Source organism: Rhodococcus sp. 14-2496-1d (genome assembly GCF_002259365.1).
In the GTDB taxonomy this organism is placed as follows: domain Bacteria; phylum Actinomycetota; class Actinomycetes; order Mycobacteriales; family Mycobacteriaceae; genus Rhodococcoides.
In genome coordinates this window covers 216,659-242,630 of the sequence record NZ_NPFV01000017.1, presented here as the reverse complement: position 1 = coordinate 242,630, position 25,972 = coordinate 216,659, and the positions used below count along the sequence as shown (strand labels likewise).

Here is a 25,972-nt window from a genome sequence, read left to right as displayed (position 1 = left end):
CCGTCCGAACCGGTTGTCCCGACTCGTCGCGCACCTCTACGAAACGATCCCTTGTCGACTGTCGGCGGCTCAGACGCTACCTGCGCGTCGGGCCGGAAGGTCCGGTCTCATTTCTTCGTAATCGGTCAAGAAACGATCCAGCAAAGCGACCAGTGACGCCCGGTCCTCGCGATCCCACCCCTCGATCACCCGACCGAGAGATTCGGTACGGCGTTGCTGAATTGCCGCGGCCACGTCCCGCCCGGACTGCGTCACGGCGAGAACGAAGGCCCTTCCGTCTCTCTCGTCGGGCACACGCTCGACGTGCCCCCGTTCGACCAGTTGAGCCACCTGCCTGCTCACCGTCGACGGATCCGAGTTCACCATCGTGGCCAGCTCACTGGATCTCATCGGCCCGTCGCGCAGCAGGCGGAACAAGCATACGTAAGCAGCCCCGTCGACACCGCCCGAAGACGAGATCTGGGCGATGTTCCGCTCGCGCAAGCGTTGCAGCCGAACCAGCTGCGTGCCCAGTTCCTCGGCGAACTCGACCACGTCAGTTACCGGTGAACTGCGCCGGTCGCTTCTCGAACACCGAGGTGATCGCCTCGGTGAGATCGTGCGAGGCGAGGAAGGCGGCGTTCCAGGCCGCGACGTAGCGAAGCGAGTCGTCGACGCTGGAAGATCGGGAATGGTCGAGCACGGTCTTGATGCCCTGCACCACCAGAGGCGGATTCGCAGCGATGGCGGCGGCGCAGTCACGAGCAGCGGCCAGGGTGGCGTCGTGGTCCTCGAACACGTCGTTGACCAGGCCGATCTTCTCGGCGCGCGCGGCATCGATGTCCTTGCCCGTCAGAGCGAGCTCACGCATGTGGCCATCGCCGATGATCGCGGGCAGTCGGGCCAACGACCCCATGTCCGCGACGATCGCGACCCGGACCTCGCGCACGCTGAACTTCGCGTCGGCGCTCGCGTACCGCACGTCCGCGGCGGTGATGAGGTCAACGCCGCCGCCGATGCACCAGCCCTGAACCGCCGCGACGACGGGTTTGCGGCAGTCGGCAACCGCGTTGATGGCCTTCTGCATCGTCTTGATGGTGTCGTGGAACGACGTTCGGGGACCGGCCAATGCCTTGTCGGCCATCAGCGGACCGAATGTTCCTGCCATCGCTGCGAGGTCGAGTCCGTAGGTGAAGTTCTTACCCGAGCCCGCGAGCACGACAGCCCGAACCTCGGGATCGGCGTCGAGCTGCGCGAACAGCTCGGGGCTTTCGCTCCAGAAGTCCGGGCCCATGGCGTTGCCCTTGCCCGGTCCGAGAAGTGTCACGTTCGCGATGTGGTCCGCGATCTCCACGGAGAAGGCGTTCCAGGTTCGTTCCGTCATGCCTGCGAGCCTAGCGGCAGCGTCGCACAATGCTGCACCGCATGTTACGGCGCGTAACGTCTGCGCTAAGTCCCTGCTCAGCTCTGGTACATGCATCGAATCGCGCCCATCATCGACTCATGTTGATGCATCAGGGACTGGGCCTGGAGACGTTCAACGATCTGCCGCGCCGCAAGGCGGTCCATGCGCTGTACGAGTGCTGCTGCTCGGTGGCGTGGGCGTCCAGGGTGGCAGACGGCCGCAGGTACCGCTCACGGGCTGACCTGTTCGCCGCAGCCGACGCGGAACTGACCGAACTCTCGGACGGGGATGTGGATTCGCTCGCCGCGACGCTACCGGAGCCGAGCAAGGTGTGCGCGGCCATGGACACCGACACTCGCGGGGCACTGGGAACTGCGGCCAGGGCGTACGAGGACCGGTTCGGTTACCCGTACGCGTCCAGCCGGTTGTTCGAGCCCGAGGGCTTCGAGCCGCGAGACATCCTGGTCGATCTGGGCCATCGCCTCGACAACGACGATCAGACCGAGCGCAAGATCATGCGCGACGAGCTGGCGAAGATCAACCACACCAGATTGGATCGCCTGCTGGGGCCCGAAGGCGGTTGGCCCCAGTACTGAGCTCGGTCGGGGATCAGCCGAACAAACCGACGACGCGACCGATCAGTCCACCGGCGATCAGGATCGCCAGCAATGCCACGACGCAGATGACGACGATGGGCATCACCCGGCTGCGCTGCGGCGGCTCGTGATTCGGACCGCCGATTCCGGTTTCGGCGGGCGGGGTGTCTCCTGGCGTGACGCCGCCTCCCGCTTCGAGTCCTGTGGTGACGTCGGGGTCTGGATTCTGGGCATTCATCTTGTGCGGTTACCCGGTGCGGTCTCGCTCAATCGAGATGTGTTCTGGCTATCGCTCCCGCGAACAACTCCGACACCGCGTCGGCGATGACTCCCTCGTCGATCTCCTCCGGATCCACCGAATGTTCGACGGCCAATCCGGAGATCAATGCCGCCAGTGACGTCGCGAGGCGTCGGGCATCGAAGTTCTTGCCGACTCCCCACCGCCCTGCGTGCTCGGCGATGAGGCGTTCGAGCTCCCCGCGCAGCGCGCGACGGTCGGTGCGGTAGCGCTCGGCGACGGCAGGGTCGCGTCCGGCGAGGATGCCGAATTCGACGGTCAGCAGGGGCCACCGGGGTTCGGCCACCACCCAGGACGCTATTTCGCCGCCGCCCGCTCCTGCCGCTGCACCGGAGTCCAGATCGGATACGTGGGCCAGTACGCGGGCGGCGAGGTCGAGGGAACGGCGGGCGAGCAGTTCGGCGAACAGCGCCTGCTTGGACTCGAAATTGGAATAGACGGCTCCCTTGGTGAAGCCGGCTCTGTCGGCGATATCGGTGAGTTTCGCTGCGGCATAGCCACGTTCGGTGAATTCGTCGGCTGCCGCGGCGAGCAGTCGGTCCCGAACGTCGGTGCGTTGGGGTCGTCGCCGATCCTGTGTCGGCCCCCACTTTTCTTGCTCCTCCGCATTCACGAAACCTAGAGTATTGAATACCTCGGGTATCGACAAGATTCAGGAGTCACCCATGCGCAAGATGTCACTGCTCGCTGCCGCGGTGCTGGTACTTCAGCTCGGCTTCATCCTCAGCTACGTCTCGGCCTTCCATCAGCCGACGCCGCACGCCATCCCCATCGCGGTGGTGACCGAGCCCGGCCTCCCCGAGGGGCTGGACCAGCAGACCGCCGACCGCCTCGACGCCATCGACGGCACCCCGCTCGCGGCACGCACCGCAGCCGACACCGCAGAGGTCCGTTCAATGCTCCGCGACCGAGACATTCTCGGGGCGTACGTCATCGGTGCCAACGGAACGGACACCCTCATCACCGCGAGCGCGGCGGGCAGTTCCGTGGCCACCGCCCTCGACTCGATCTTCACCGAGGTCGAGGCCTCGCAGGGTCGCCAGTTCGTGGTCCGCGACGAGATTCCGGTGGGCGTACACGACAACCGGGGGCTGTCCGGCTTCTACCTCTCGGTCGGCTGGGTCGTCGGCGGCTACCTGCTGGCGGCAGCCTTCGGACTGCTGATCGGGGCACCACAGTCGCGTCGCGAAACCTGTTCGCACGTCGGGATTCTCGCTGCCTACGCCGTCGCCTCGGGTGCACTCGGCGCCTTCCTCACCACCCATGCCCTGGAAACGTTTGCCGGCCATTGGTTTCCGCTCGCATTACTGGGTACCGGCGTGGTCTTCGCCACCGGTCTGTTCACCATGGGCCTGCGCGCACTGATCGGGGTCGCCGCGGTTCCGGCCGCGATCGTACTGTTCGTGATTCTCGGAAACCCGAGCGCAGGAGGCGCTTTCGGGGCAGACGTCCTGCCCTCGCTCTACGCTTCCATCGGTCGGTGGATCACTCCGGGCATCGGCACCGAGGGCGTGCGCAGCATCGTGTACTTCTCCGGCACCGGGCTGGGGCAACCCGCACTCGCACTTGCTCTGTACATCGTGATCGGCACGCTGCTGATGGGCGCGGCAGCACTGCGTCGCCGGTCCGCACACAACCCGGTGGCTCCACGCGCGACCAGTAAAGTGTGATCCCATGACCGCCAACTTCCCCTTGCCACTGCCCGATCTCGCCGTCCGCACACTCGGAGGCGCAGTCGTGTGGGCGAACGACGAGACGTTCGCGGAGAAGGAGAATCTCGTCCGGCCCGGAAAAGCCGACTACTCGACGGCGACGTTCGGACACAAGGGCCAGATCTACGACGGGTGGGAGACACGACGCCGACGCGAGGCCGGCTACGACGAGGCCATCGTTCGTCTCGGAGCGCCGGGTGTCGTCTCGGCGGTGGTCGTCGACACCGCATGGTTCACCGGAAACTATCCGCCGGAGATCTCGATCGAGGCCGCCGAGGTCGACGGCTTTCCGTCACCGGAGGAGCTTCACACCCAGACGGAGTGGACCACGATCGTCCCGCGCAGCTCGGTCGACGGCGACAGCGAGAACAGGTTCACCGTCGCCTCCGATGCTCGGTGGACGCACGTGAAGCTGTCGATCTATCCCGACGGCGGAGTGGCGCGGTTGCGGGTGCTCGGCCGCGGCAAGCCCGACCCGAAATTTCTCGCTGCCGGGCCGGTGGACCTGGCTGCACTCGAGAACGGCGCGTACGTCTCGGCATGCTCGAACATGTTCTACAGCTCGCCCAACAACCTGCTCTTCCCCGGACCCCCACGGTCGATGGGTGAAGGCTGGGAGACCTCGCGTCGACGCAACGAGGCGAACGACTGGGTCCAGGTGCAGCTCGCCGGCACCGGGCTCATCTCTCTGGCCGAACTCGACACCACCTGCTTCCTCGGAAACGCGCCCGGTGCGGCGTCTCTGCGTGGCCGGCTCGGCGACGGCGAGTGGATCGAACTGTTGCCACGTACGACGCTGCAGCCCGACACCCGGCATCGCTTCGTGCTCACCCACGACACCCCGGTCTCCGAGGTGCGCATGGACATCTTCCCCGACGGCGGGATGGCGCGATTGAGACTGTTCGGTGATCTCGCGGGAGTGGAGCCTGCAGGAACGACCCAGTAGGGCGGGAGTGGACCCTGCGGAATGACCCAGTAGGGCGGGAGTGGAGCCTGCGGAATGACCGGATAAGCAAGCATCTGCGTAAACGGTCGCGGGGCAATAGGGTTGGCACATGACCCGGCTACTTCATCCGAATGCAGCCCATGTTGCCGACACTCTGATCTCTCGCGGCCATCACGGTGTGGTGGTCAACAGCCCTGAGGGCACGCACACCGCCGCCGATGCTGCCGCGGCGCTGGGCGTCGAAGTAGGCGCGATCGTGAAGTCGATGGTGTTTCTGCTCGACGACGAGCCGGTACTGCTACTGGTTTCCGGTGCCCACAACGTTCATCTCGAGCACACCGGTGAGCGTCTGGGCGGGACGTTGATGCGCGCGCCCCTGGACACGGCCAAGCACGCAACCGGGCAGCCGATCGGGGGGATCGCACCGGTCGGCCACCCCACCAATCTGGACACGTTCGTCGACCAGGATCTGGCCGGGTACGCCGAGGTGTGGGCGGCCGCCGGTCACACCAACACGATCTTTCGGTCCACGTTCACCGAGTTGGTGCGCATCACCGCGGGTCTGGCGATCGACGTCACCTGACCCTGCCCCACTGTCGGGGCTCAGGACGCGAGTGTCGGGGCGATGGGTGCGCCGAGGACCGAGTCGACGACGTCGATGTCGAGTCGGGTGCCGCGCGATTCGAGCAGCGGCAACACTGCGTTGTTGATCAGTACCGACTGGCGAGCGACATCGCCTGGCACCGTCAACGTCACGCCGTCGGCCACATCGGCCGCGGTGACATCGGAGATCAAACTGGCCAGGCCCGCCGGTGTTCCGACGTAGCGGATCGACGCCGGGCTGGTCGGCGCGTCCATTGCGGCGAATTCCCGACGTGCCGTCCGCGCGTCGGTTGCGATGTGGATCTCGAGGTCGAGAAACACTGCTGCGCTGTCGGCAGATTCGCCGCGCTCGATTGCCTCGGACCGCACCCGGGCCCGGTGTTGCTGGGATTCGCGCAGGTCGGAGGCCTGGATCCGGACTACGTCACCGTCCGACGGCAGGGTCAGTTCGGTCCAACCTGCAGAGAATTCGACGGCGACACGGGTGAAGTTGTGCGACATGAGTGGTGATCCTGTTTCTGGAAGTCGGTGAACGCATTCGGTCGGAGCGGAGCCGAACTCGAACACGACCCGGACGCAGTGCGGCACAGATCCACGTATCTGTTGCTCCAGTGACGGTTGCCCGTCCACACGACACTCACGGTCATGACGCCATGCTAACGGCCTGCGGGGCTGCACGGGGATCCAACCCCGGCGGCCCCGTCGGCCAGCTCGGGGAAGGGCCGCGGGTCGGGTACCGGGTTCCACCAGCCGGCGTCCTCCGCGTAGTGCCAGTTCGGTCCCGACTCGACCAGGGCGTCGAGAGCGTCGACGAGTCGGTCCACATCGGCCGACGAGCTGCCGAGGCCGATACTGGCGCGAACCGCTCCGGCCGCGTGCCCCAGCCGGCTCAGCAGGGGGTGTGCGCAGAACTTGCCGTCGCGCACGCCGATTCCGTGTTCGGCGGACAGGTACGCGGCCACCTCACCGGGATCGCGTCCGGCAACGGTGAAGGTGAAGATGCCGACACTGTCGGGCGCGTCGGCCCAGACCCGGAGCTGCTCGACGCCGTCCAGATCCGCCAGGCCGCGCCGCAGTCGGGACGACAATTCCTGCTCGTGCGCCTGCAGCTCGGCATCGTCGAATCCGGCGATGGCCTCGCAGGCCGCAGCGAGAGCCACAACGCCGAGGACGTTGGGGGTGCCCGCCTCGTGCCGCTGCGGTGCCGGAGCCCAGTCGGTGTTGTCGATGGTCACGCTGCGCACCGCGCCGCCGCCGGCCAGGTGCGGCTCACCGGCGTCGAGCCAATCACGTGTGCCCACAAGCACTCCCGCGCCGAACGGGGCGTAGAGCTTGTGCCCCGAGAACGCGAGATAGTCCACGCCGAGTGCGGCGATGTCGACCCGCCGATGCGGAACCAGCTGGGCACCGTCCACCGCGATGCGTGCGCCGTGCCGGTGCGCCAGTGCTGCGAGTTCCGCGATGGGAAGTACCTCACCGGTGACGTTCGATGCGCCCGTGATCGCCAGTAGTGCAGCAGGTTTCGCGGCGAGCTCCACGTCGAGCCGCGTGATGGTCTCGGCGAGGGTCGATGCCGCCACCACCACTCGTCGATCGCGCCACGGGAGCAGGTTCGCGTGGTGTTCGATGTCGAGCACCACGGTATCGCCCGGCACGCAGGCGGCCAGCAGGTTCAGCGAGTCGGTGGTGTTCCGCGTGAACACCACCACCGAATCACTGTGCGCACCAACGAAATCAGCGACCGTCACCCGAGCCTTCTCGTACGCCGCCGTCGAGACCCGTGAGGCGTAGCCGGCACCCCGGTGCACGCTCGAGTAGAACGGCAGCAGTTCGGCGATCCGATCGGTCACCGCGTCCAGGGCTGGCGCGCTGGCGGCGTAATCGAAGTTCGCGTAAGTGCATGTGCCGCCGTGGACCAGCGGTACCTGTAGATCCGTGCCCGAAACAGGGGCAAAAGGAGCACAGGGGCGGGAGAGTACAGATGTCATGACAGATCAAGCCCTCACGTTCGAGGGACCCGCAACCGAAGGACGTGGTGAACGAGTCCGCGCTTGCCGCGCCGGTTTTCCGGCATCAGCCTGGTCGTCACCCGGAGCACCCCACCGCGGAGGAGGGTTGCCGACCAGCTAGCCGGGGCTTGATGCTGGTACTCGTGACCGTGGGAAAGACACTCGCAAACTCGCTGCCGTTTTGTCAAGCCGGGACTCGCCCCTGCGCCGCAGTAGGATTCCCGCGGTGGGAAGGCGCGCTCGTTCACCTGCTGGCAAACAGAACGTGAGATAACCAACGGCGCTGCTGCTCGCCAGCACCACAGAATCACTTGCCAACGCAGAGTTACTTGCAACGAACGAGAAGGACGCCCGGTTGTCTGTGCATCGAGAGAACGATCTGCCGGGTTCGAGCGCGGACACAGCACCTGCCCCGGCGGCGTTTCTTCGCTCGCCGCAGGCTCCACCCGCCCGGACGCTCATCGACATCCTCCGCGACACGGCACATCGTTTCCCCGACGCCCCCGCGATCGACGACGGTGCCGTGTCGGTCAGCTACTCCGAGTTGTTGGACGACATCGCCGAAGGCGCTCAGTGGCTCGCCAACGCCGGTGTCAGGCGCGGCGATCGCGTCGGAATCCGCATGCCGTCGGGTTCGTTCTCCCTCTACGTCGCGATCCTGTCGATCCTCGCGGTCGGTGCTGCCTACGTGCCGGTGGACGCGGACGACCCCGAGGAGAGGGCCGAGTTGGTCTTCGGCGAGGCGCAGGTGACGGCCATCGTCACCGCGGGCGGCATCGCGGCCGGTACTGCCCCCAAGCAGGACGTTCCTCAGCACGACCTCACCGAACACAATGCCGGACCGCCCACCCCGCAGGACGACGCGTGGGTCATCTTCACCTCGGGTTCGACGGGCACTCCCAAGGGGGTTGCCGTCAGTCATCGCAACGCAGCGGCGTTCGTCGACGCCGAGGCCCGCATGTTCCTGCAGAAGGATCCGCTCGGTCCGGGCGACCGAGTGCTGGCCGGATTGTCGGTGGCGTTCGACGCGTCGTGCGAGGAGATGTGGCTGGCGTGGCGGCACGGAGCGTGTCTGGTTCCCGCGCCCAGGTCTCTGGTGCGGTCCGGCTTCGACCTCGGCCCGTGGCTCGTCTCCCGCGACATCAGTGTCGTCTCGACGGTCCCGACGCTGGCGTCGCTGTGGCCCGCGGTGGCTCTGGAAGCGGTGCGGCTGCTCATCTTCGGCGGCGAAGCCTGCCCGCCGGAGTTGGCCGAGCGGCTCGCCGTCGAGGGCCGTGAGGTCTGGAACACCTACGGCCCCACCGAGGCGACGGTCGTCGCCTGTGCGGCGATCATGGACGGCAAGGGTCCGGTCCGGATCGGGCTCCCCCTCGACGGGTGGGACCTCGCTGTCGTCGACGCGTCCGGCACCCCGGTGCAGGTCGGCGAAGTCGGTGAGTTGGTCATCGGGGGCGTCGGACTCGCTCGGTATCTGGATCCGGCCAAGGACGCCGAGAAGTACGCGCCCATGCCGTCCCTCGGGTGGGAACGGGCGTATCGCAGCGGCGATCTGGTCAAGCTGGAGCTCGAAGGTCTGTTGTTCCAGGGTCGCGCCGACGACCAGGTCAAGCTCGGCGGTCGACGCATCGAGCTCGGCGAGATAGACAATGCGCTGCAAGCACTTCCGGGCGTCGGCGGTGCGGCGGCCGCCATCCGCAAGACGGCTGCCGGTAACTCGGTGCTCGTCGGGTATCTCGCGAGCACCAACCCCGATTTCGATCTCGAAGCCGCTCGCGAGTTGCTCGCCGAACAGTTGCCTGCGGCGCTGGTTCCGCGCCTGGCGTTGGTCGACGAGATGCCAACGCGTACCTCGGGCAAGGTCGACCGCAATGCGCTGCCGTGGCCGTTGCCCGGCATGGCGGGGGCATCCTCGCTCGGCGGTACGGCGGGGTGGGTGGCCGAACTGTGGACCAACATCCTCGGCGCGCAGATCGCGGACGAGAACGCCGATTTCTTCGCCAACGGTGGCGGTTCGCTGTCGGCGGCGCAATTGGTGACGGCGCTGCGCGAGCGGTTCCCCGAGATCACCGTCGCGCAGCTCTACGACCACCCGCGGCTGGGTTCGCTGGCGCAGTATCTCGACGATCTGAAGCCGGTCGTCGAGGCCATTCCCCGTGAAGTCGCCCCGACCTCGCGCACCGCGCAATGGGCGCAGATCGCGGCAACCGTTCCGTTGACCACCCTGACCGGATTGCAGTGGGTCACCTGGCTCGGACTGCTGTTCAACATCATGTCCTGGTTCGGCGACGTGCCCTGGGCTCCGACGCTGTCCTGGTGGTGGGTGCTCCTGGCATTCGTCCTGTTCATCACCCCGGTCGGCCGCATGGCGATCTCGGTGATCGGATCGCGCATCCTGTTGGCCGGGCTGAAACCGGGCGCGTACGAGCGCGGCGGGAGTATGCACATCAGGCTTTGGGCCGCAACGCGATTGACCGATGCCAGTGGTGCGTCGAACCTGTCGGGCGCACCGTGGATGGTCTACTACGCGCGCGCTCTCGGTGCCAAGATCGGCAAGGGCGTCGACCTGCACACCCTCCCGCCGGTCACCGGCTTGCTCGAGTTGGGTGACGGCTGCTCCATCGAGCCCGAGGTGGACCTGTCCGGTCACTGGATCGACGGCGATCTCGTCTACATCGGCGGCATCGAGATCGGTGCCGGTGCCACCGTCGGTGCCCGCTCGACGCTGCTGCCCGGCACCAAGGTCGGCAAGAACGCGGTCGTCACGGCAGGCTCCGCCGTCGTCGGACGCGTGAAGGCCGGCCAGATGTGGTCCGGTTCGCCGGCTCAGAAGGTCGGCAAGGCCGATCATCCGTGGCCCGCGGAAGCTCCACCACGCGCAACCCATTGGGTCTTCGCATACGGCGTCGCATCTCTGTTCCTGTCCGGCATGGCTTTGTTCTCGATCGGCGTCAGCCTGGTGCTGATGGGCTGGTGGATTCACACCGCCGACTCCGTGCTCGACGCCTTCGAGCGTGGTCTGGTGATGTTGCCCGTGGCGACGCTGGTGTCGTTGGCGGTGTTCGCGCTGATCACCGTCGTTGCGGTGCGGGTGCTCAGCATCGGCCTCGTCGGCGGCTACCACCCGGTGCGCAGCCGCATCGGGTGGCAGGTGTGGGCCACCGAGCGCCTGATGGACTCGGCGCGCACGTTCCTGTTCCCGCTCTACGCGTCGCTGTTGACGCCCCATTGGCTCCGGCTGCTCGGCGCGAAGATCGGCAAAGACGTCGAGGCGTCGACGGTGCTGATGATCCCCAAGTTCACCACGGTCGCCGACGGCGCATTCCTCGCCGACGACACCATGGTCGCCAGTTACGAACTCGGCGGCGGCTGGATGCATCTGGGCGATGCGAAGGTGGGCAAGCGAGCGTTCCTCGGCAATTCCGGCATGACCGGTCCCGGCCGAACCGTCCCGAAGAACGGTCTGGTCGCCGTGCTGTCCGCCACTCCGGACAAGGCAAAGTCCGGCTCGTCGTGGCTCGGCAGCCCGCCGGTGCGGCTGCGTCGAGCCGCCGGTAGCGCGGACTCGTCACGCACGTTCGATCCGGCACGCAAGCTGAAGGTCGCCCGCTCGCTTGTCGAGACGTGTCGGTTGATTCCCGTCGTCGTGACGTTCGGCATCGGACTCGGAGTGTTGTTCGGGCTGACCGCCGTCGCCGACGCCGTCGGATACTGGCTGGCGGCACTGGTCAGTGGCCTCGTGCTGCTCGTCGCCGGTTTCGTGGCCGCTGCGGTGTCGGCGTTGGCGAAGTGGCTGTGGGTGGGCCGGATCGGCAAGACCGACCATCCGTTGTGGAGTTCGTTCGTCTGGCGCAACGAGGTGGCCGACACCTTCGTCGAGACCGTCGCCGCGCCGTGGTTCGCGCGCGCTGCCGAGGGCACAGCGGTGTTGAACATGTGGTTGCGATGGCTCGGTGCCGATATCGGCCGCGGAGTCTGGTGCGAGACGTACTGGCTTCCCGAGGCCGATCTGGTGACATTGGCCGACGGTGCGACCGTCAACCGAGGGTGCGTTGTGCAGACGCACCTGTTCCATGATCGGATCATGTCCATGGACACGGTCGATCTCGGTAGAGGCGCAACACTGGGACCACACTGTGTCGCGCTGCCGGCATCGGGAATCGGTGACGGCGCGACGGTGGGGCCTGCCTCCCTGGTGATGCGCGGTGATACGGTTCCCGCGCATACTCGTTGGCAGGGCAATCCGATCGCGCCCTGGGCCAAGGGGGATCCCTTCCCGCGCATCCGCGACGACCGAAACGAGGGGTGATCTTTCGTGCCAGACAGGCTGGTGGCACCGGTGTTCGACGTCGATGCCAGCGACAATCCGATCGATACATACCTTCCGCAGAACGGAAATCGGGGCTACCGCGTCTCGCGCTACGAACTCGATCTCGAATACAAGGTCGAGAGCAACCGGCTGACGGGCAAGGCGAAGATCACCGCGGTCACCACGGCGACGGTGTCGAAGTTCGCGTTCGATCTCGGCCCGGCGATGAACGTGTCGAAGGTGTCGGTCAACGGCTCGCGATCGGCAAAGTTCAGCCACCAGCGCGGCAAGCTGAAGATCACGCCCGCCAAGCCCATCGCGTCGGGCGCGGCACTGGTGGTGACGGTGTCGTACGGCGGAACCCCCAAGCCCATCAACGGTTTCTGGGGTGAGGTCGGCTGGGACGAGCTCACCGAAGGGTCGATCGTCGCCAGCCAGCCCAACGGGGCCGCGTCGTGGTTCCCGTGCGACGACCATCCGGTGTCCAAGGCCAGCTACGGCATCACCATCACCACCGATTCGCCGTACTACGCGGTGGCCAACGGAACGTTGGTGCGCAAGCAGACTCGCGCCAGCCGCACCACGTGGGTGTACGAGCAGCCCGAGCCGATGGCCAGCTACCTCGCGACCATTCAGATCGGTCCGTACGAACATCGCATCGTCAGCCCGGGACCGGTGCCGATGAAGGCCATCACTCCGCCGCGCCTGCGCGCGCAGTTCGATCACGACTTCGGTCGTCAACCGCAGATGATGGATACGTTCGTACGGCTCTACGGCCCTTACCCTTTCGCGTCGTACACCGTGGTGGTGACCGACGACGATCTCGAGATTCCGGTCGAGGCGCAGGGGCTGTCGATCTTCGGTGCCAATCACTGTTCCGGTTCCCGGTACTACGAGCGTCTGGTGGCACACGAGCTGGCGCACCAGTGGTTCGGCAACTCGCTGACCCTCGGCAAGTGGGCCGACATCTGGCTGCACGAGGGATTCGCCTGCTACTCCGAGTGGATCTGGGCCGAGAACTCCGGCGGCGCAACGGCTCACGACAAGGCCAAGCGCGCACACACCATTCAGCGCGGACTGGCCATGGACCTACAGCTCAGCGATCCCGGGCCCGCCCGCATCTTCGACGACCGCGTGTACAAGCGCGGTGCACTGGCACTGCACGCCGTGCGGCGCACCATCGGCGACGAGCGCTTCTTCGGACTGATCCAGGAATGGACCTCCAAGTACCGCTACTCGACGGTCGCAACGGCGGACTTCACCGACCTCGCCTCCCGCTTCGGTTGCCCCCGAAGTCTTTGGGACGCATGGCTAGTGGACACGCAGATGCCGTCGTTGCCGTAGTTCCCGGCGCCTTCGAATCGGCTCCCGAGTTTCGGATTTCAGCCTGCAATCGAGGGCCGGAATCCAAGTCTGGGGAGCCGATCCCCGGTGACGTCAGCGATTACCAGAGCGACAGGGCGAGGCCTGCCACGGTGTAGCCGTACATCGCCGACGTCGCCAGTGCCTGCAGCCAGAAACCTCTCGGAAACGACGCCGCCCAACGTCCCTTGCCGTCCAATTGCAGATCGCAGGGGAAGTCGCTGATGGCCATGGCAGACGACGGTTGCTTCGAGTGCGCGAGCACCACACCGGTGGTGAACGGCAATCCCCGAACGAACAGGTGCCCGCGCGCTTCCCCTGCCCGGTACCGAACCGTGGATTGAGTGACAACCCCTGTGTACCAACGTCGTTGGACGTTCCATCCCGTGGCGTGCGCGAGGCGAAGGTTACGGTCGCCGCGCAGAGCAGTGTCCACGGTCTCGACGTCGGCGATCACTCCCCACCGCAGCATCGACACCCACCAGGCAACCCGTCTGCAACGAAACACCAGCGCCCCGAGCAGAACGATCGCGAACACGTACGGCACCACCATCGGATATTCGGACCAGCAGGCCGCCGGCACGATCACCGCGATCAGGAACCAGTACGCCTCACGCCGGTTCCATACGGTCGCACCCGCGAGCACCACCGTCGGAGGAACCCGATGCGGCGGGACCGTGCGCGAGGACTGCAGCATGATGCCGCTGATCCTAGAGCCGAACGGGTCGGCTCGCACCCACTCGCGGAGACCTCCGTCTGTTCGGAAAACCGCACGATGCCTGCGTACCATCCGCTGATGGCGAAACGGTGGTGGGGACTTGTCATTGCAGCCGCGATCACGGTGGCTCTCGTGTCGCTCGCCTCGAACATCACGAGCGAAAGCCAGTTGTCCGCTGAGGCAAACACATTGCTGGCCGTGCGCTCGACCTTCAGCAAGTTGGTGAATTCGGGTGCCGTATGGGCCGGCCTGCCCATCCTGTCCGGCTGGCTGGTCCGCCGTCCGCTGCATGCATTCGCGGCGGGGATCGTCGCGAGTCTGCTGGCGTTGGTGGTGCACTACGGTGTCGGTCAGCTGTTCGGGATGTTCGACGAGACCGTGTGGGCGGGGAACCGAGTATGGTTCGCTCTCGCCCTTGTCATGGGCGGCCCGTTGGGTCTGGTCGGGGTCGCAGCACGAGGCGGCGGCCCGTCAGGTTCGATCGCGCGTCTGGTCGTCCCCGCTGGGGCGGTGATCGAGCCGTTCTTTCGGGGCATGTTCAGCGTGCCGACGATACTGCCGTGGCCGGAGCGCGTCGCCAGTATCACCGCGGGCGTAGTCCTCATCGCAGCGGGAACGGTCGGTGCCGCGGTGCTGATGCGCCGGCGACGAAAGCAGCTCGGATCGCAGAACAGTTCCAGACTCCGTCCTACGGCAAGTGAGCAGATGTCTTCGACCGGACCACCAGTCCGCACAGCGCCGCCATCACTGCGCCGAATCCGAAGATGATCGGATACGTGACCACCCCGGGCCAGGTCTCGGTGAGCGCCGACAGAACGGCAGGCACCGCGAAGCCCAGGTAGGTCAGCGAATAGAACACCGCGGTGAGGCCGGCGAGGTCATCAGGGCCCGCAATGCGTTGCACCTCTTGCAGACCCGAGACCAACGCCATGCCGTACCCACAGCCGAGGACCGCTGCCGCGATCAGCGCCGCAGCAATGGTGAGCACCGACGCCGCCCAGGCAGCAACGGCCATGCCGACCACCAGGAGAGTGAGTGCAACCAGTGCCCCCCGCGCGTTGGCGGGTGTGTCGATCCGACGTCCGACGGCCTGAATCGCGAAGCCGGAGCCGAGGGCGATCACGGCCATCGCAGCGGAGAGCGCGACGGGATAGCCGCCACCGGGCTCGTCGGCCAGAGCATCCGCCATCAGTGACGGCAGCACCGCGTAGGCGACGCTCGCGGCACCGAACACCCATGGGGCCAAGGGCAATACGACGAACAGGAATCGGCGATGCGATGCGGACGGAATCCTCAGGTCGTCGAGCAGCCGCTTGTTCTTCGACGCCGTTGTGGCAGTGCGCGTTTCGGGGACCGAGAGCATGCCGATACCGGCGGCGATGCAGATCACCACGTGCACGCTGTAGGCGAGGTGCGTCGGCCAGGGTGCCCATTGTGCGAGCACGCCTGCGACTCCGGCACCGAGGGCGAAGCCGGCGGTCAGCGACATCGCGGCGCGGCGCGCTCCGGCACCGGGCTTGGCGCTGGAGTCGCGACTCGAGAGTTCCTTGACCCAGCTCCCGCCCACGGCCATACCGATTCCGAGCGCGATGCCGCTGAGTACACGGCCACCGAAGAGCATGTAGGCGTTGTCGGGTCCGAGCGCGATCAGAATGGACCCGGCCGCGGCAATTGCGGGGGCGGGCAACATGATCGGGCGTCGACCGAGCCGATCCGAGAGCGGACCGCAGATCAGCATCGCCGGAATGATGCCTAGGACGTAGGCGAACAGGAACGTATCGACCACAACGGCCGAGAAGCCATGATCGAGCCGATACATCACCAGCAACGGTGTGAATTCGTTGCCGCCCCATGCCACGGCGAACATGCCCGACGCGACCAGCAGCCAGCGTCGTGCAGTCAGCTCGAGGTCTCGATCGTTCGTGAGCGTTTCGCTCATCGTGCTCCCCCTCTGTCCGGTCGTAGGCCGTGCACCCCGAGCATGTGTCGTTCGACGGCCTGCTCGAATCCGTCTGCGTCGCCGGCCTCGATCAGATCGGTGAGTCGGCGATGGTCGTCGACGATGCGCGAGATCTGACCCGGATCACGCGTCACCGAGGCTGCCGTCATCCGCCGCTGACGCTCGCGAAGTCCGTCGTAGAACGCGTCGAGCAACGGGTTGCCGCCGGCGTGGACGACGGTGCGATGAAAGTCGGCGTCGACGGCACTGAATTGTGCGGCGGTCCCGTTCACGGCCAGCTGCTGTTGTAGCTGCAGGTTCTCGCGCAGGGCGGCCACCACGGACTCACGGGCACTGGCGTCCGCGATGAACGCTCGGACGCTGCCCGATTCGACCAGCCTGCGCGCATCGACGACACTCTCTGCTTCACCCACCGCGATCGGCACCACCAGTGCCCCACGCTTGGGATACAGGCGCATCCATCCTTCGACCTGAAGCCGCAGAAATGCCTCGCGTACGGGAGTGCGACTGATCTCGAGGCGCGACGCGATCTCGCCCTCACTGACGAGCTCACCGCCGGGAAGCTCCCCCGAGACAATGAGCTCCTTGACCGTCGCATACGCCGTATCGGCGGCAGATCTCATCTCGGACACAACATAGATACTAGATGCACCTCAACTGTGCACCAATTTCGGCCACCCCAAATGTCCACTCAACGTGACATCGACCGTCGAAGAGGCCACTGAACGTCACATTGACTCCCCAAGGGCGGCGGGGCCGGCGGGGCGGGGTCGGTCAGGGCACCCAGTGCCGTGCGGCGATGTCGTCGATCACCGGATCCCCGTCCTGTGCCGCGTCGAGTGCGTCGAGGTCGTCGCGCAGGGCGTTCAACCGTGGGTCGTCTCCCTCGGCCTGTTCGGCGGCGGTGCCTCCGTCGTCGGCGAGTTGTGCGAGGAGTTTCGCGCGGACGCGATCCCGCAGAGAGTCGCTCATTCGTCGTCACCTTTCTTGAACACGCGGCGGGCCGTGGGGATGAGCGCGATGAGCACGCCCACCAGCACGATGATCGAGAAAATTTCCAGCAGCACAGCTACTCCTAGTTGTGTCAGGTCGGGGCGATCGCGGTGCCCCATGGGGTGTTGCGCACCACGGTGAAGACGGTCAAAAGGGCGAGCACCACAGCGGCGGCCAGACGATTCGGGCCAGGCAACGCCAGAGGTATCTGCATCCAGCGAGCCCTGAGCCACAGGCCCCACAGTCCGACGGCCACGACGACGCACATCACCGCAACGACATTGCTCGACGCGGCCGCGGCGACGTCTCCGCGAGTGAGGTCACCGAGCGCCCTGGTCGTGCCGCATCCGGGGCACCACAGTCCGGTCAGAGCGTGGAACGGGCACGGCAGATACGTGGACGTGCGGGGGTCGCGGACGTGCAGCAGTACTGCCCCACCGACAGCGGCAGCGGCCACACCGAGGGGTGCGGCGATGCTGCGCGATCGGGTCGGTGCCGTCATGCCCCTGAGCCTAGGAGTTTCAGGGCTCGACGACGATGGATGCCGTCATGTCCGGATGCGGCGTGCAGTGGTACGTGAAGGTGCCCGCGGTGTCGAAGGTGTGCGTGAACTGTCCGGTTTCCATGATCTGACTGCGAAACGAGTTGTCGTCGGCGACGACGTTGTGGGCCATGCCGCGGTCGGCGAACACCCAGGTGACGGTGTCTCCCACCGAGATCGTCAGTGTCTTCGGCGAGTACATCCGATCGGCGACGGTCACCTGGTTCTCGGCAACGGGTTCGGTGGGTGCGGCGGGGGTGGTTGCGGTGGAGCACGCCGTCAACGTGATCGTCAGGACTGCGAGGAGTCCGAAAGCCTTCATACCGTCGACGGTACCCAAAGGGTCATTCCCGTCGGCCGAGGACGTATTCGGCCGTCAGCGCGATCGAGCGGTCGGTGTCTCGGGTCAGCTCCCGCAGGGCGCGCGAGGCTGCCTTCCCCGGAATACTCGCCAGTGCCTGGGTCACTCGCAGCCGCGTCGACGCATCACTCGGCCCGTCCATCAGTGCCGCCACGATCGAGTCTGCGGGTCCCAGCATGCCCAGGGCATCGGCGGCGTCCACGTCGTTGGTGCCCTCGAAGACCATCTCGATCAGCGTCGGGATCGCGTCGGCCACCCCGCGCGCACCGAGTTCCAGCGCCGCGATCCGCCGGACCTGCTCGTCGTCGTGAGTGAGCGCCTCTCGCAGCACGTCGGTGGCGTCAGGGTGAGCGATCTCGACGACGGTATCCACCGCGCGGCGTCGAATCTGGGGGTCCGGTGAACCGAGACCCTGCCGGAGCACCTCGAGAGAATCGCCGCCCGACTGCGCGAGTGCCCATCGAAGTGCCCCCGCGACGTTCGGCGCAGGCTCACGCAGCACGGCTTCGGCCAACGCGTCCGCCGGGATGGGCCGATCGCCGACCGAGGCCAGCGCCGCTGCCTGTCGGGTCCCAGCACTGACCGACTGCAGGTCACCGAGCAGCGCGACGGTTCCCAGTACGTCTTCCCAGTCCTCCGGCCGCGCGTCGCCGATTCGACGCAACCGCGTGAGCAACTCGGTATCGCGCGCGATTCGCTCCTCGGCTCGGGCGGCGAGCTCGTCGACGAGTCCGGAGGCCGCGAAACTCGGGTCGTCGAGCGCGCGACCGACGTCGCTCAGCGACAACCCGAGCGAACGCAGCGACTCGACGTGGAACAGGCGTCGAACATCCTCCGGCGCGTACTCGCGGTAACCGGTGCTGCTGCGCGAGGTGGGGCACACGAGCCCCAACCGGTCGTAGTGCCGGAGCATGCGCGCACTGACGCCCGACCGCTGCGCCACCTCACCGATCAACATCGCTCCATCTCACCCCGTCGTGTCGTCTACGCCAAGGGCATCGATGCGCTTGGCCTCGGACACCGCGAACCCCGCATCCGGGTCTCGGAGCAGCACCTCGGTGGCCAGCGCGTGGGCACGAACCGAATCATTCGTGCTCGACGCGGCCCGGCGCACCATCGGTTCGGTCACCGATCCGAGTGCAACCAGCGCACGGCTCAGGCTTCGCTGAACGTCGTACCCGCCTCGACCGAGTTGGGTACCCAGCATCGCGGCCAACTGCCCTTCACTACCGATCGGCACCAGGACCACCGCGGCTCGCCATGCGCTTCGTGCCACCTCGTCGTCGGGGTCGGAAATCAGATCCTCGGTGATCACCGGCCACGCCGACGGGTCCTCGACCTTGGACAACGTGTGCAGCGCCTGGCTGCGAGCCAGAGCTCCACCGGATCGCACCTGATCGATCAGCCGCGGAACCGTCAGCGACGCAGGGTGGCGAATCAAGGCCCAGGTCAACATCTCCCGCACCTGAAAATCGGGTTCGACGGCGCACCGCTGCACCAGGGCGTCTAGATACTGTGGGTCCGGTGCCGTCCCGAGGTCGAGCGCTGCCCTCAATCGAACCGACGGATTGCTGTGTTGAAGTGCCCCACCTACGAGATTCATCGAGTTCATGACGGTCAGCCAAGACCTTGTCACGGTGTGAAGGTCAAGCCCGAGTCAACACATCGGCGAGTGTTCGGTTCATCGTGTTCAGTGCCCGCACCGCACCCCGCAGCGGACCAGGCGCGCTGGTCGAGGTGAGCAGTACGTCCAATACCGTTGTCTCGGTGATCTTTTCGGGCGGTTCGACGTGATCCCCGGCGACAACTGCCTCCACCTGGCGTGCGGTCTCGCGTACCAGGGCCGCGGCGTCGCGTAGAGCTCCGGCGGTCTCTGCCGAGGGTGCCGTGTCCGGGTCGGCACGCGAGGCCAGCACACCGGCCCGGGCCAGTGCGTGCGCTGACCGACCGCTGACGGCCAGCACCCGCAACAGTCGCTTCGCGCCGCGTCTGCTTCGGGTCGTCGGCCCGAGTACCAGCGGCTTACCGGACGTCAGAACGTCTTTGAGGGCGTTGTCGAGTGTGCGCGTCGACGCCACCAGGTCGGTTGCACCTCCCGGCGCGAGAACGGATTCGACACTGGACTCGATCAACGCATCCAATTGCTCGAGGTAGGTGTCGACGTTGCTCACCAGTGTCTTTCGGGTGCTGGTCGAGAAGATGAAGTAGGCCGACGCCATTCCGACGGCACCACCGACAGCTGTCTCGACGATGCGAAGCTCGAGCACCTCGATACTGAACGTGCCCAGCAACCCGTAGAGCATCGCGAGCAGGATGGTCACGAAGAACGACAGCAGCGCATACGCGACCGTCACCAGGTAGAACGCGAAGAAGACGCAGACCACGATCAGCACCAGTTGCACGGGCTGGTTGCTGCCCACCAACGCGGCGATCACCACCCCGGCGAGCACGCCAGCAATCGTTCCGAGAACGCGTTGGCCTGCCCGCGTGAGGATTTCACCCCGAGTCGACGCCCCCGTGAACACCAGGAAGGCCGTCAGCACCGCCCAGTACCAGCGGTCGGGAGAGACGAGTTCGCCCAGTACCGTTGCGGCACTCGTGGCGACGGCTACCTGAACGGCAGCCTTGGTGCTGGGATGCAGACCACTCGGGGTGTCCTCGGCCGCGGGTTCGGACGGGCCGATATCGGGGGCCGTCGACGCCGAGACGGCATTGGTGGTGATGTGATGAATGGCTATGTGCGCCTGGACGGCTCGCTGCGCGGACACCGTCGCGATTCCGGCGGGGGTGGACGGATCGGCCCGCTCGGCCGCTGCCGCCGCCAACCGTCGAGCGGCCCGCAGCTGCTCCGAGGACGGCGTGTTCTGCAGACACGATCCGAGCGCGGTGGTCGCCTGCCCCAGGGCCGTCGGCCACGGCTTGCTAGGATCGAGAGCCCACAGTGAGCTGACGAGTTGCTCGGTCGCGATCTGGGCGTCGAACACTCGGAGCGACAGATCGGCGCTGGTGACGCTGAGCAGCTGTCCGGCATCGTGTCGGTCGAGCCAGTCGTCGATCATCAGTGCGGTGTTGCCGAGCCGGTCGAGTCTGCGGCGCACCAGGTTCAGGTCGCGGCTCTGCCCTGCAGAGGCCGCCTCGAGCACCGAGGCCGATACCGCTCGCATCGCGAACAGCAACCGGCGCACCTCCACGACCGGCCGGTCCGGGAAGACGACGGCCCGCACGAACAGGGCGATCAGCAAGCCGCCGAGGATGGCCGCGATCAACATCGGCAGTTGCTCCGGTGTCGCACGCAGGAACAGTGCGAAAAAGTACGAAATGAACGACACCATCCCCAACGCCGTACCGCGAGGGCCGAATCTGCGCACCCACACCGCCGTGAAGAGGACCGCGATGAATCCGACGTCGGCCACCTTGCCGAGTTCGGAGAGCAACGCCGCCAACGTCACTGCCGCCGACGCAGGCAGTGCCATCAGCGCGGTGGTGATCAGCCGACTGCGTTGATCACTGTCCTTCACCGCCGCCGACGCCTGCATCGCCACGACGGTTCCGAGCATCGCCACCGTCACCGGTTGGCCGATGGCGCGTGTGGTCAGCACCAGCGTCACCATCGCCAACAGCACCGTCAGCGTCGTAGCCGACGCACTGCGCAGCCGTACCTGCCCCGGGTCCGAGGCGTCGAGGATCCGGGCGAGGCGCTTCATTCCCCGATTCTGCGCTACGGCTCAGCCCCGTGCCGCCCGGATCGCAGGAGCCGACGAATGCGGGAGCAACCGACTCATCTCCGACGGCGTGATCACCTCAACGGTCGCCGATTCGTCCAACCGATACGGCTGCGTGGAGATGATTCCGGCGAGGTGTTTGCGCAGCCGCGACATCTCGGCCCGTACCGTGATCGCGCGGCCGTCGTCGCCGAAGAGATCGGCCGCCATCTGTGAGGCGGTACGTCCTTGGCGATGGGTGGCGAGCAGGTACATGATTTCGGCGTGCCGGGGTGTCGGTTCGTGGGTCCACTCCCCCACCTCGCTGCGCACTTCGATGCGAGGCTTCTGCGAATTGCGCAGGTCGATACGGATTCTCGTCGATCCGATGTCGGCGACGCCGGAATCCATCGTGCTGGTGGGTCGGACGAGCCATCCACCGGGCAGGGGTTCGAAGTCGCACACGCCCAGGGTCGGCAGCCAGAAGCGTCCGGTCGCGAGGTCCTCGGGTAGCAGGATGCGATTGCGCAACGCCACCGATTCGACGGCCGCGACCCAGCCGTTCGCGTCGACGGCCAGGGCCGGGGTTTGCAGTCGCGCGAGCATCGGTGCGGCCACCGACCGCAGTCGATCCAGTGTGCTCCGATGCAGTTCTCGCAGTTGGGATTCGGCCAATCGTGCGACGGCGTCGACCAGCGCGATGGTGGTGGGGTGCACCGTCTTGGCCGGCCCGCTGACGTCGATCGCGCCCAGCACCTGACCGGTTCGCGGATCACGGATCGGCGCTCCGGCGCAGGTCCACGAATGATGGCTGCGCACATAGTGTTCGGCCGAGAAGATCTGGACCGCGCGGCGTGAGACCAGGGCAGTTCCGATGGCGTTGGTACCCACCGAATCCTCGGCCCAGTTCGCGCCTTCCACGAAGCCGAGGTCGTCGGCCCGGTCCAGCACCGAGGTCGATCCGCTGCGCCACAGCACCCTGCCGTGCCGATCGGCGACCACGAGTATGTTGTCGCCGTCCTGCACCACCGACTCCAGTCCGCGCGCCAGGTCGTCGAGGATGTCGAACAATCCCGATTCTCGACGGCTCAGCTCGAGGTCGGAGACGTCCATCTGCGCCTCGGCGGGGTTACCCAACTCCGGATCGATACCCAGGGTCTGCAACCGCCGCCACGAGTCCCCGATGACCTCACGGGGCCGTGCGGGCGACTTGCCGCCGGTCATGGTCGCGTCGTACACGGCCGTGAGAATCTGCGCGTAGCGGCGCGGGTCTTCGCCGGCCGCCAGCGCAGGTTCGGGGCCTGTCGACTGCGTCATCACAGTCAATTGTGCTCCAGCTCACAAATCGGCATGAACGGGGGTCACCGATAGACCAGACCACCGTCGATCGACGGTGCCTGGCCCGTCATGTAGTCCGAGTCGGGCCCAGCGAGATACGAGACGAACGCTGCGACGTCCTCGGGCGTCTGCGCGCGACCTAGGGCGATACCGCCGACGAATTTGTCGTACGTCTCGCCTTCGGCAGCACCGGTCAACTCGGCGAATCGCTTGTCGATGGTGACCCACATGTCGGTTCCGACCACACCGGGGCAGTACGCGTTGACGGTGATTCCCTCGGCGGCATACTCCTTCGCCGCTGCCTGGGTCAGGGCACGAACCGCGAATTTCGTTGCGCTGTAGACCCCGAGCATCGCGAACCCGTCGTGACCGGCGATCGAGGACGCGTTGATGATCTTGCCCTTCCGGCCGAGAACCTTGAATTTCGCTGCGGCAGCTTGGATTCCCCACAGCACGCCGTCGACGTTGACGGCCCAGATCTTCGCGACGTCCTCGGGGCGCACATCGTCGAGTGGGGCGACCTGCGCGATGCCCGCGTTGTTGACGATCACGTCGAAGCCGCCGAGTGCCTCGTTGGTGTGTTCGACGGCGGCGAACACCTGATCGCGATCGCTGACATCGGCCACGAATGTCGTTGCTTTCGAGCCTGTTCGACGCACCTCGTCGGCCACGTCTGCAATCTTGTCCTCGTTCAGGTCGGCCAGCGCGATGTCGTGGCCGTCGTTTGCCAACCGCAACGCGATGGCCCGGCCGATGCCCTGCCCGGCGCCCGTCACCAACACCGCGCTCATGACGCTGCTCCGGTGGAGGGGTCGACCAGGACCTTCATCTTGGTGCCCGCATGCAGCGCCTCGAATCCGTCGTCGATGACGCCGTCGAGCGTGATCTTGTCCACCCACCCCGTCGTGTCGTAGTGGCCCTGGCTCATCAGGTCGATGACGGCCTCGTAGTCGGCGGCGGTGTAGCAGAGCGAGCCCTGAATCCGAGATTCGTTCATCACCAGCTTCTGCAGCGGTGTGGTCAAAGGCTTTTCGTAGATCGCGACGCTGACCAGCGGTTTACGCGCTCCGATGCACCCGAGGGCGGTCTCGACGGCAGGTTGCACGCCTGCCGCGTCGTAGATGGCGTCGGCCCCGTTGCCGTCGGTGAGGTCGGCGATGAACGCAGGGACGTCGACGGCCGTCGGATCGAGTGTCTTCGCACCGAGTGCTTCGATCGATGCTCGACGCGTCGGCGAGGGCTCGACGACGTAGACGTTGCCCAGTCCCTTGCCGCGCAGTGCGAACCACAGTCCGATACCGATGGGGCCGGCTCCGAACACCATCGCGGTATCCTCGGGCTTCGGATCTCCCAGTGTCGCAGCATGATAGGCAACCGACATCGGTTCTACGAGGGCTCCGAGTTCGAGCGAGACGTTGTCGGGCAAGGCATGGATCATGTCGGTGGGCACGACGGTGTATTCGGCCATTCCGCCGTCGGACATCAGTCCGTGGAAACCGATCTGCGCGCAGATGTTGTAGTTGCCCGCCCGGCACGGTCCACAGTGGCCGCAGCGGTACAGCGGCTCGATGGCCACGCGGTCGCCCACCGCGATGCCGGTCACGCCCTTCCCGAGCTCGGTGACCGTTCCCGAGAACTCGTGGCCCAGCACCAGCGGCATCTCCTGTCCGGTCAGCGGATGCGGCGAGGTGGGGATGAAGATGGGGCCTGCGTAGTACTCGTGCAGGTCGGTTCCGCAGATTCCGTTGAACCCGACCTTGACCTTGACCTGGCCTTCACCGGGACTGGGCTCGGGAACGTCGGTGATCTCCACCTTGTTGGGTCCGTAATACACAGCTGCGCGCATCGGTCTCACTCCTGACTGGATCGGATATGCACACAGGTCTATGTGACCCGGAGCACAAGCGCCAGGGTTGCAGCGCGTTGCAGTGCCGCGGCCGAGCTGCAACCTGCCGCAACCCTGACGCGCGGTTGTGATCGAGCTCATAGTGACGGCGACACTGTCGCCTCACGGAAACGAGCACCACATGACCGCAACCGCAGATCGACCTGTGAGCAAGCCGAAAATCGATACCCCACAGGGCAACTGGCTCCTGTTCGGAATCGCCAACCTCGCCGTCGTAGTCGTCGTTTCTCTGGCGACCTGGTATCTGCTGGCCGACCCCACCACCAGCCCGTGGAACTTCTATCCCCTCCCGTTCAACGCGGCGCTGTTCTGGGCAATTCTGTTCATCGTGTTCATCGGATTCGATTGCGAGTTCGCCGGTTTCGAGTCCCTGAAGCAACCGATGCGCGGGCTCGCCATCCTCGTCTCCACGGGCGTCTTCGCCGTTGCGGTCACCTGGATCCTCGGCAACGGGCTCGGTGCGCTGTATCCGGATTTCGCCGGCTCTCGTGCAGGCGGACTGGGATATTTCGCTGGTGCTCTGTTCGTACTCTTCGGATTCGGTACCTGGGTGATGGTGGTCCTCAACTGGCAGCACTGGCCGTGGACCGTACTGCGTATGAAGCAACCGCTGATCGGGCTGTGCGAGATCGCCTTCGTCGCCGTCCCGACTCTCGCGTTGTACTTCGTGTTCGGATTGCCCTCGGTCTCGCTCTCGGCCACAGATCCTGTGATGTCCGTCGACACTGCCCTGGGTTGGTTCTATTCGATCGTCGTCTCGGTGATCCTCACCGGCCAGACCCTCGACAACTGGCCGTGGAAACTGGCAGGCGGCGGCGGACGTACCGCACTGGCGGCAACTGTCGGCAACGCCGTTCTCGGTACGGCGATCTACTTCCTGATGGTTCCACTGGCGAAGCTGCTCGTCGGGTCCGATGCCACGGCCGAACTCGGCTCCGTGATCAACCAGTTCCCTGCGCAGATCGGCGTGTGCTGGGCGTTCTGGATGATTTTCTGGGCCAACGGCTTCGGTAACCGATTCCCAGCGGCGGGGCGCGCGATGCTGACATTCGCCCTGGCCATCGGCACGTTCCTGGCCTACTACTTCGTCCTCGCCGAGCACATCCTGCACGAGCCCGCGGTTGCCGCCGGTATCTCCGGGAACGCGCTGGGGTTCGTCGACTGGCTGGTGCTGTGGACGTTGATCTACGTCGTCGGATTCCAGTCGTTGGGGTTGAAAAAGCTGTCGGCCGGCTGAG

General features: G+C 66.2%; 26 protein-coding genes and 1 riboswitch. Of the genes, 8 read left to right on the top strand and 18 right to left on the bottom strand.

Translation table 11 applies throughout. The annotated features are described in order from the left end of the window. Positions 1-69: 69 nt before the first annotated feature. On the bottom strand, positions 70-534 hold the full coding sequence (locus CH296_RS13345) for a MarR family winged helix-turn-helix transcriptional regulator (RefSeq protein WP_032395175.1): 465 nt from the start codon (positions 532-534) through the stop codon (positions 70-72). Position 535: 1 nt separating this feature from the next. Further along, positions 536-1,363 carry a crotonase/enoyl-CoA hydratase family protein gene (locus tag CH296_RS13340; RefSeq protein WP_032395176.1) on the bottom strand — a complete coding sequence of 276 codons (828 nt, stop codon included), beginning with the start codon at positions 1,361-1,363 and terminating at the stop codon, positions 536-538. Between the two features lie 119 nt (positions 1,364-1,482). Between CH296_RS13340 and CH296_RS13335 the strand changes: the two genes are divergently transcribed. Continuing rightward, positions 1,483-1,980 carry a 2-oxo-4-hydroxy-4-carboxy-5-ureidoimidazoline decarboxylase gene (locus tag CH296_RS13335; protein WP_032395177.1) on the top strand — a complete coding sequence of 166 codons (498 nt, stop codon included), beginning with the start codon at positions 1,483-1,485 and terminating at the stop codon, positions 1,978-1,980. A 13-nt stretch (positions 1,981-1,993) separates the two neighbouring features. Here CH296_RS13335 and CH296_RS13330 read toward each other — a convergent pair whose 3' ends face one another. Beyond that, the gene (locus tag CH296_RS13330) at positions 1,994-2,218 is read right to left on the bottom strand and encodes a DUF6480 family protein (RefSeq protein ID WP_032395178.1); all 225 of its coding nucleotides are present in this window, start codon (positions 2,216-2,218) and stop codon (positions 1,994-1,996) included. A gap of 28 nt (positions 2,219-2,246) precedes the next feature. After that, positions 2,247-2,891, bottom strand: coding sequence for a TetR/AcrR family transcriptional regulator (locus CH296_RS13325; protein WP_176459165.1), 645 nt, complete (start codon positions 2,889-2,891; stop codon positions 2,247-2,249). A gap of 52 nt (positions 2,892-2,943) precedes the next feature. Between CH296_RS13325 and CH296_RS13320 the strand changes: the two genes are divergently transcribed. The 3 genes from CH296_RS13320 to CH296_RS13310 all read left to right on the top strand — a co-directional run bounded on the left by CH296_RS13320 (position 2,944) and on the right by CH296_RS13310 (position 5,519). After that, complete coding sequence (locus CH296_RS13320) at positions 2,944-3,948, top strand: hypothetical protein (RefSeq protein WP_094628604.1); 1,005 nt, start codon at positions 2,944-2,946, stop codon at positions 3,946-3,948. Between the two features lie 4 nt (positions 3,949-3,952). Continuing rightward, entirely contained in the window at positions 3,953-4,936 is a 984-nt protein-coding gene (gene alc, locus CH296_RS13315) for an allantoicase (protein ID WP_032395180.1), read from the top strand. Between the two features lie 109 nt (positions 4,937-5,045). Next, positions 5,046-5,519, top strand: coding sequence for a YbaK/EbsC family protein (locus tag CH296_RS13310; protein ID WP_032395181.1), 474 nt, complete (start codon positions 5,046-5,048; stop codon positions 5,517-5,519). A gap of 20 nt (positions 5,520-5,539) precedes the next feature. Here CH296_RS13310 and CH296_RS13305 read toward each other — a convergent pair whose 3' ends face one another. Both CH296_RS13305 and CH296_RS13300 read right to left on the bottom strand, forming a co-directional pair. Further along, positions 5,540-6,040: a hypothetical protein gene (locus CH296_RS13305; RefSeq protein ID WP_094684959.1), complete on the bottom strand. Its 501-nt coding sequence runs from the start codon at positions 6,038-6,040 to the stop codon at positions 5,540-5,542. Between the two features lie 155 nt (positions 6,041-6,195). Beyond that, positions 6,196-7,527, bottom strand: a complete 1,332-nt coding sequence (locus CH296_RS13300) for an aminotransferase class V-fold PLP-dependent enzyme (protein ID WP_094684958.1) — start codon at positions 7,525-7,527, stop codon at positions 6,196-6,198. A 54-nt stretch (positions 7,528-7,581) separates the two neighbouring features. Further along, a riboswitch (SAM riboswitch) is annotated at positions 7,582-7,697 on the bottom strand. A 212-nt stretch (positions 7,698-7,909) separates the two neighbouring features. Between CH296_RS13300 and CH296_RS13295 the strand changes: the two genes are divergently transcribed. Together CH296_RS13295 and CH296_RS13290 are read left to right on the top strand one after the other, a co-directional pair. After that, positions 7,910-11,854, top strand: coding sequence for a Pls/PosA family non-ribosomal peptide synthetase (locus CH296_RS13295; RefSeq protein ID WP_256980444.1), 3,945 nt, complete (start codon positions 7,910-7,912; stop codon positions 11,852-11,854). Between the two features lie 6 nt (positions 11,855-11,860). Continuing rightward, positions 11,861-13,198, top strand: a complete 1,338-nt coding sequence (locus CH296_RS13290; RefSeq protein WP_094684956.1) for a M1 family metallopeptidase — start codon at positions 11,861-11,863, stop codon at positions 13,196-13,198. A gap of 100 nt (positions 13,199-13,298) precedes the next feature. On the opposite strand, the gene CH296_RS13285 is transcribed toward CH296_RS13290, so the two are convergent. After that, positions 13,299-13,913 (bottom strand): hypothetical protein, encoded by a 615-nt coding sequence (locus CH296_RS13285; RefSeq protein WP_143546360.1) that lies wholly within the window; start codon positions 13,911-13,913, stop codon positions 13,299-13,301. Between the two features lie 99 nt (positions 13,914-14,012). Here CH296_RS13285 and CH296_RS13280 point away from each other — a divergent pair, with 99 nt between their 5' ends. Further along, on the top strand, positions 14,013-14,702 hold the full coding sequence (locus CH296_RS13280; protein ID WP_179277717.1) for a DUF6518 family protein: 690 nt from the start codon (positions 14,013-14,015) through the stop codon (positions 14,700-14,702). Here CH296_RS13280 and CH296_RS13275 read toward each other — a convergent pair. From CH296_RS13275 to CH296_RS13225, 11 genes are all read right to left on the bottom strand, one after another. Further along, a complete protein-coding gene (locus tag CH296_RS13275) occupies positions 14,623-15,873 on the bottom strand; it encodes an MFS transporter (protein ID WP_094628616.1) in 1,251 nt (416 codons plus the stop codon). The genes CH296_RS13280 and CH296_RS13275 overlap by 80 nt on opposite strands. Beyond that, positions 15,870-16,517, bottom strand: a complete 648-nt coding sequence (locus CH296_RS13270; RefSeq protein ID WP_176459167.1) for a GntR family transcriptional regulator — start codon at positions 16,515-16,517, stop codon at positions 15,870-15,872. The genes CH296_RS13275 and CH296_RS13270 overlap by 4 nt, the downstream gene beginning before the upstream one ends. Positions 16,518-16,668: 151 nt before the next feature. Further along, positions 16,669-16,866, bottom strand: coding sequence for a hypothetical protein (locus CH296_RS13265; protein WP_032395188.1), 198 nt, complete (start codon positions 16,864-16,866; stop codon positions 16,669-16,671). 112 nt (positions 16,867-16,978) lie between these two features. Then, on the bottom strand, positions 16,979-17,389 hold the full coding sequence (locus CH296_RS13260; RefSeq protein ID WP_094684954.1) for a DUF2752 domain-containing protein: 411 nt from the start codon (positions 17,387-17,389) through the stop codon (positions 16,979-16,981). A gap of 19 nt (positions 17,390-17,408) precedes the next feature. Next, positions 17,409-17,750: a plastocyanin/azurin family copper-binding protein gene (locus CH296_RS13255; RefSeq protein WP_032395540.1), complete on the bottom strand. Its 342-nt coding sequence runs from the start codon at positions 17,748-17,750 to the stop codon at positions 17,409-17,411. Positions 17,751-17,772: 22 nt separating this feature from the next. Beyond that, positions 17,773-18,747: a HEAT repeat domain-containing protein gene (locus CH296_RS13250; RefSeq protein WP_094646712.1), complete on the bottom strand. Its 975-nt coding sequence runs from the start codon at positions 18,745-18,747 to the stop codon at positions 17,773-17,775. A gap of 9 nt (positions 18,748-18,756) precedes the next feature. Then, positions 18,757-19,401: a HEAT repeat domain-containing protein gene (locus CH296_RS13245; RefSeq protein WP_094684953.1), complete on the bottom strand. Its 645-nt coding sequence runs from the start codon at positions 19,399-19,401 to the stop codon at positions 18,757-18,759. Positions 19,402-19,435: 34 nt separating this feature from the next. Continuing rightward, complete coding sequence (locus CH296_RS13240; RefSeq protein ID WP_094684952.1) at positions 19,436-21,493, bottom strand: FUSC family protein; 2,058 nt, start codon at positions 21,491-21,493, stop codon at positions 19,436-19,438. A 21-nt stretch (positions 21,494-21,514) separates the two neighbouring features. Further along, positions 21,515-22,807 (bottom strand): GAF domain-containing protein, encoded by a 1,293-nt coding sequence (locus CH296_RS13235; RefSeq protein WP_094684951.1) that lies wholly within the window; start codon positions 22,805-22,807, stop codon positions 21,515-21,517. Between the two features lie 44 nt (positions 22,808-22,851). After that, complete coding sequence (locus tag CH296_RS13230; RefSeq protein WP_094684950.1) at positions 22,852-23,619, bottom strand: acetoin reductase; 768 nt, start codon at positions 23,617-23,619, stop codon at positions 22,852-22,854. Further along, positions 23,616-24,674 carry a 2,3-butanediol dehydrogenase gene (locus CH296_RS13225; protein ID WP_094658888.1) on the bottom strand — a complete coding sequence of 353 codons (1,059 nt, stop codon included), beginning with the start codon at positions 24,672-24,674 and terminating at the stop codon, positions 23,616-23,618. Before CH296_RS13225 ends, CH296_RS13230 begins: the two co-directional genes overlap by 4 nt. 181 nt (positions 24,675-24,855) lie before the next feature. Between CH296_RS13225 and CH296_RS13220 the strand changes: the two genes are divergently transcribed. Then, positions 24,856-25,971, top strand: coding sequence for a hypothetical protein (locus tag CH296_RS13220; protein WP_094684984.1), 1,116 nt, complete (start codon positions 24,856-24,858; stop codon positions 25,969-25,971). Position 25,972 lies beyond the last annotated feature (1 nt).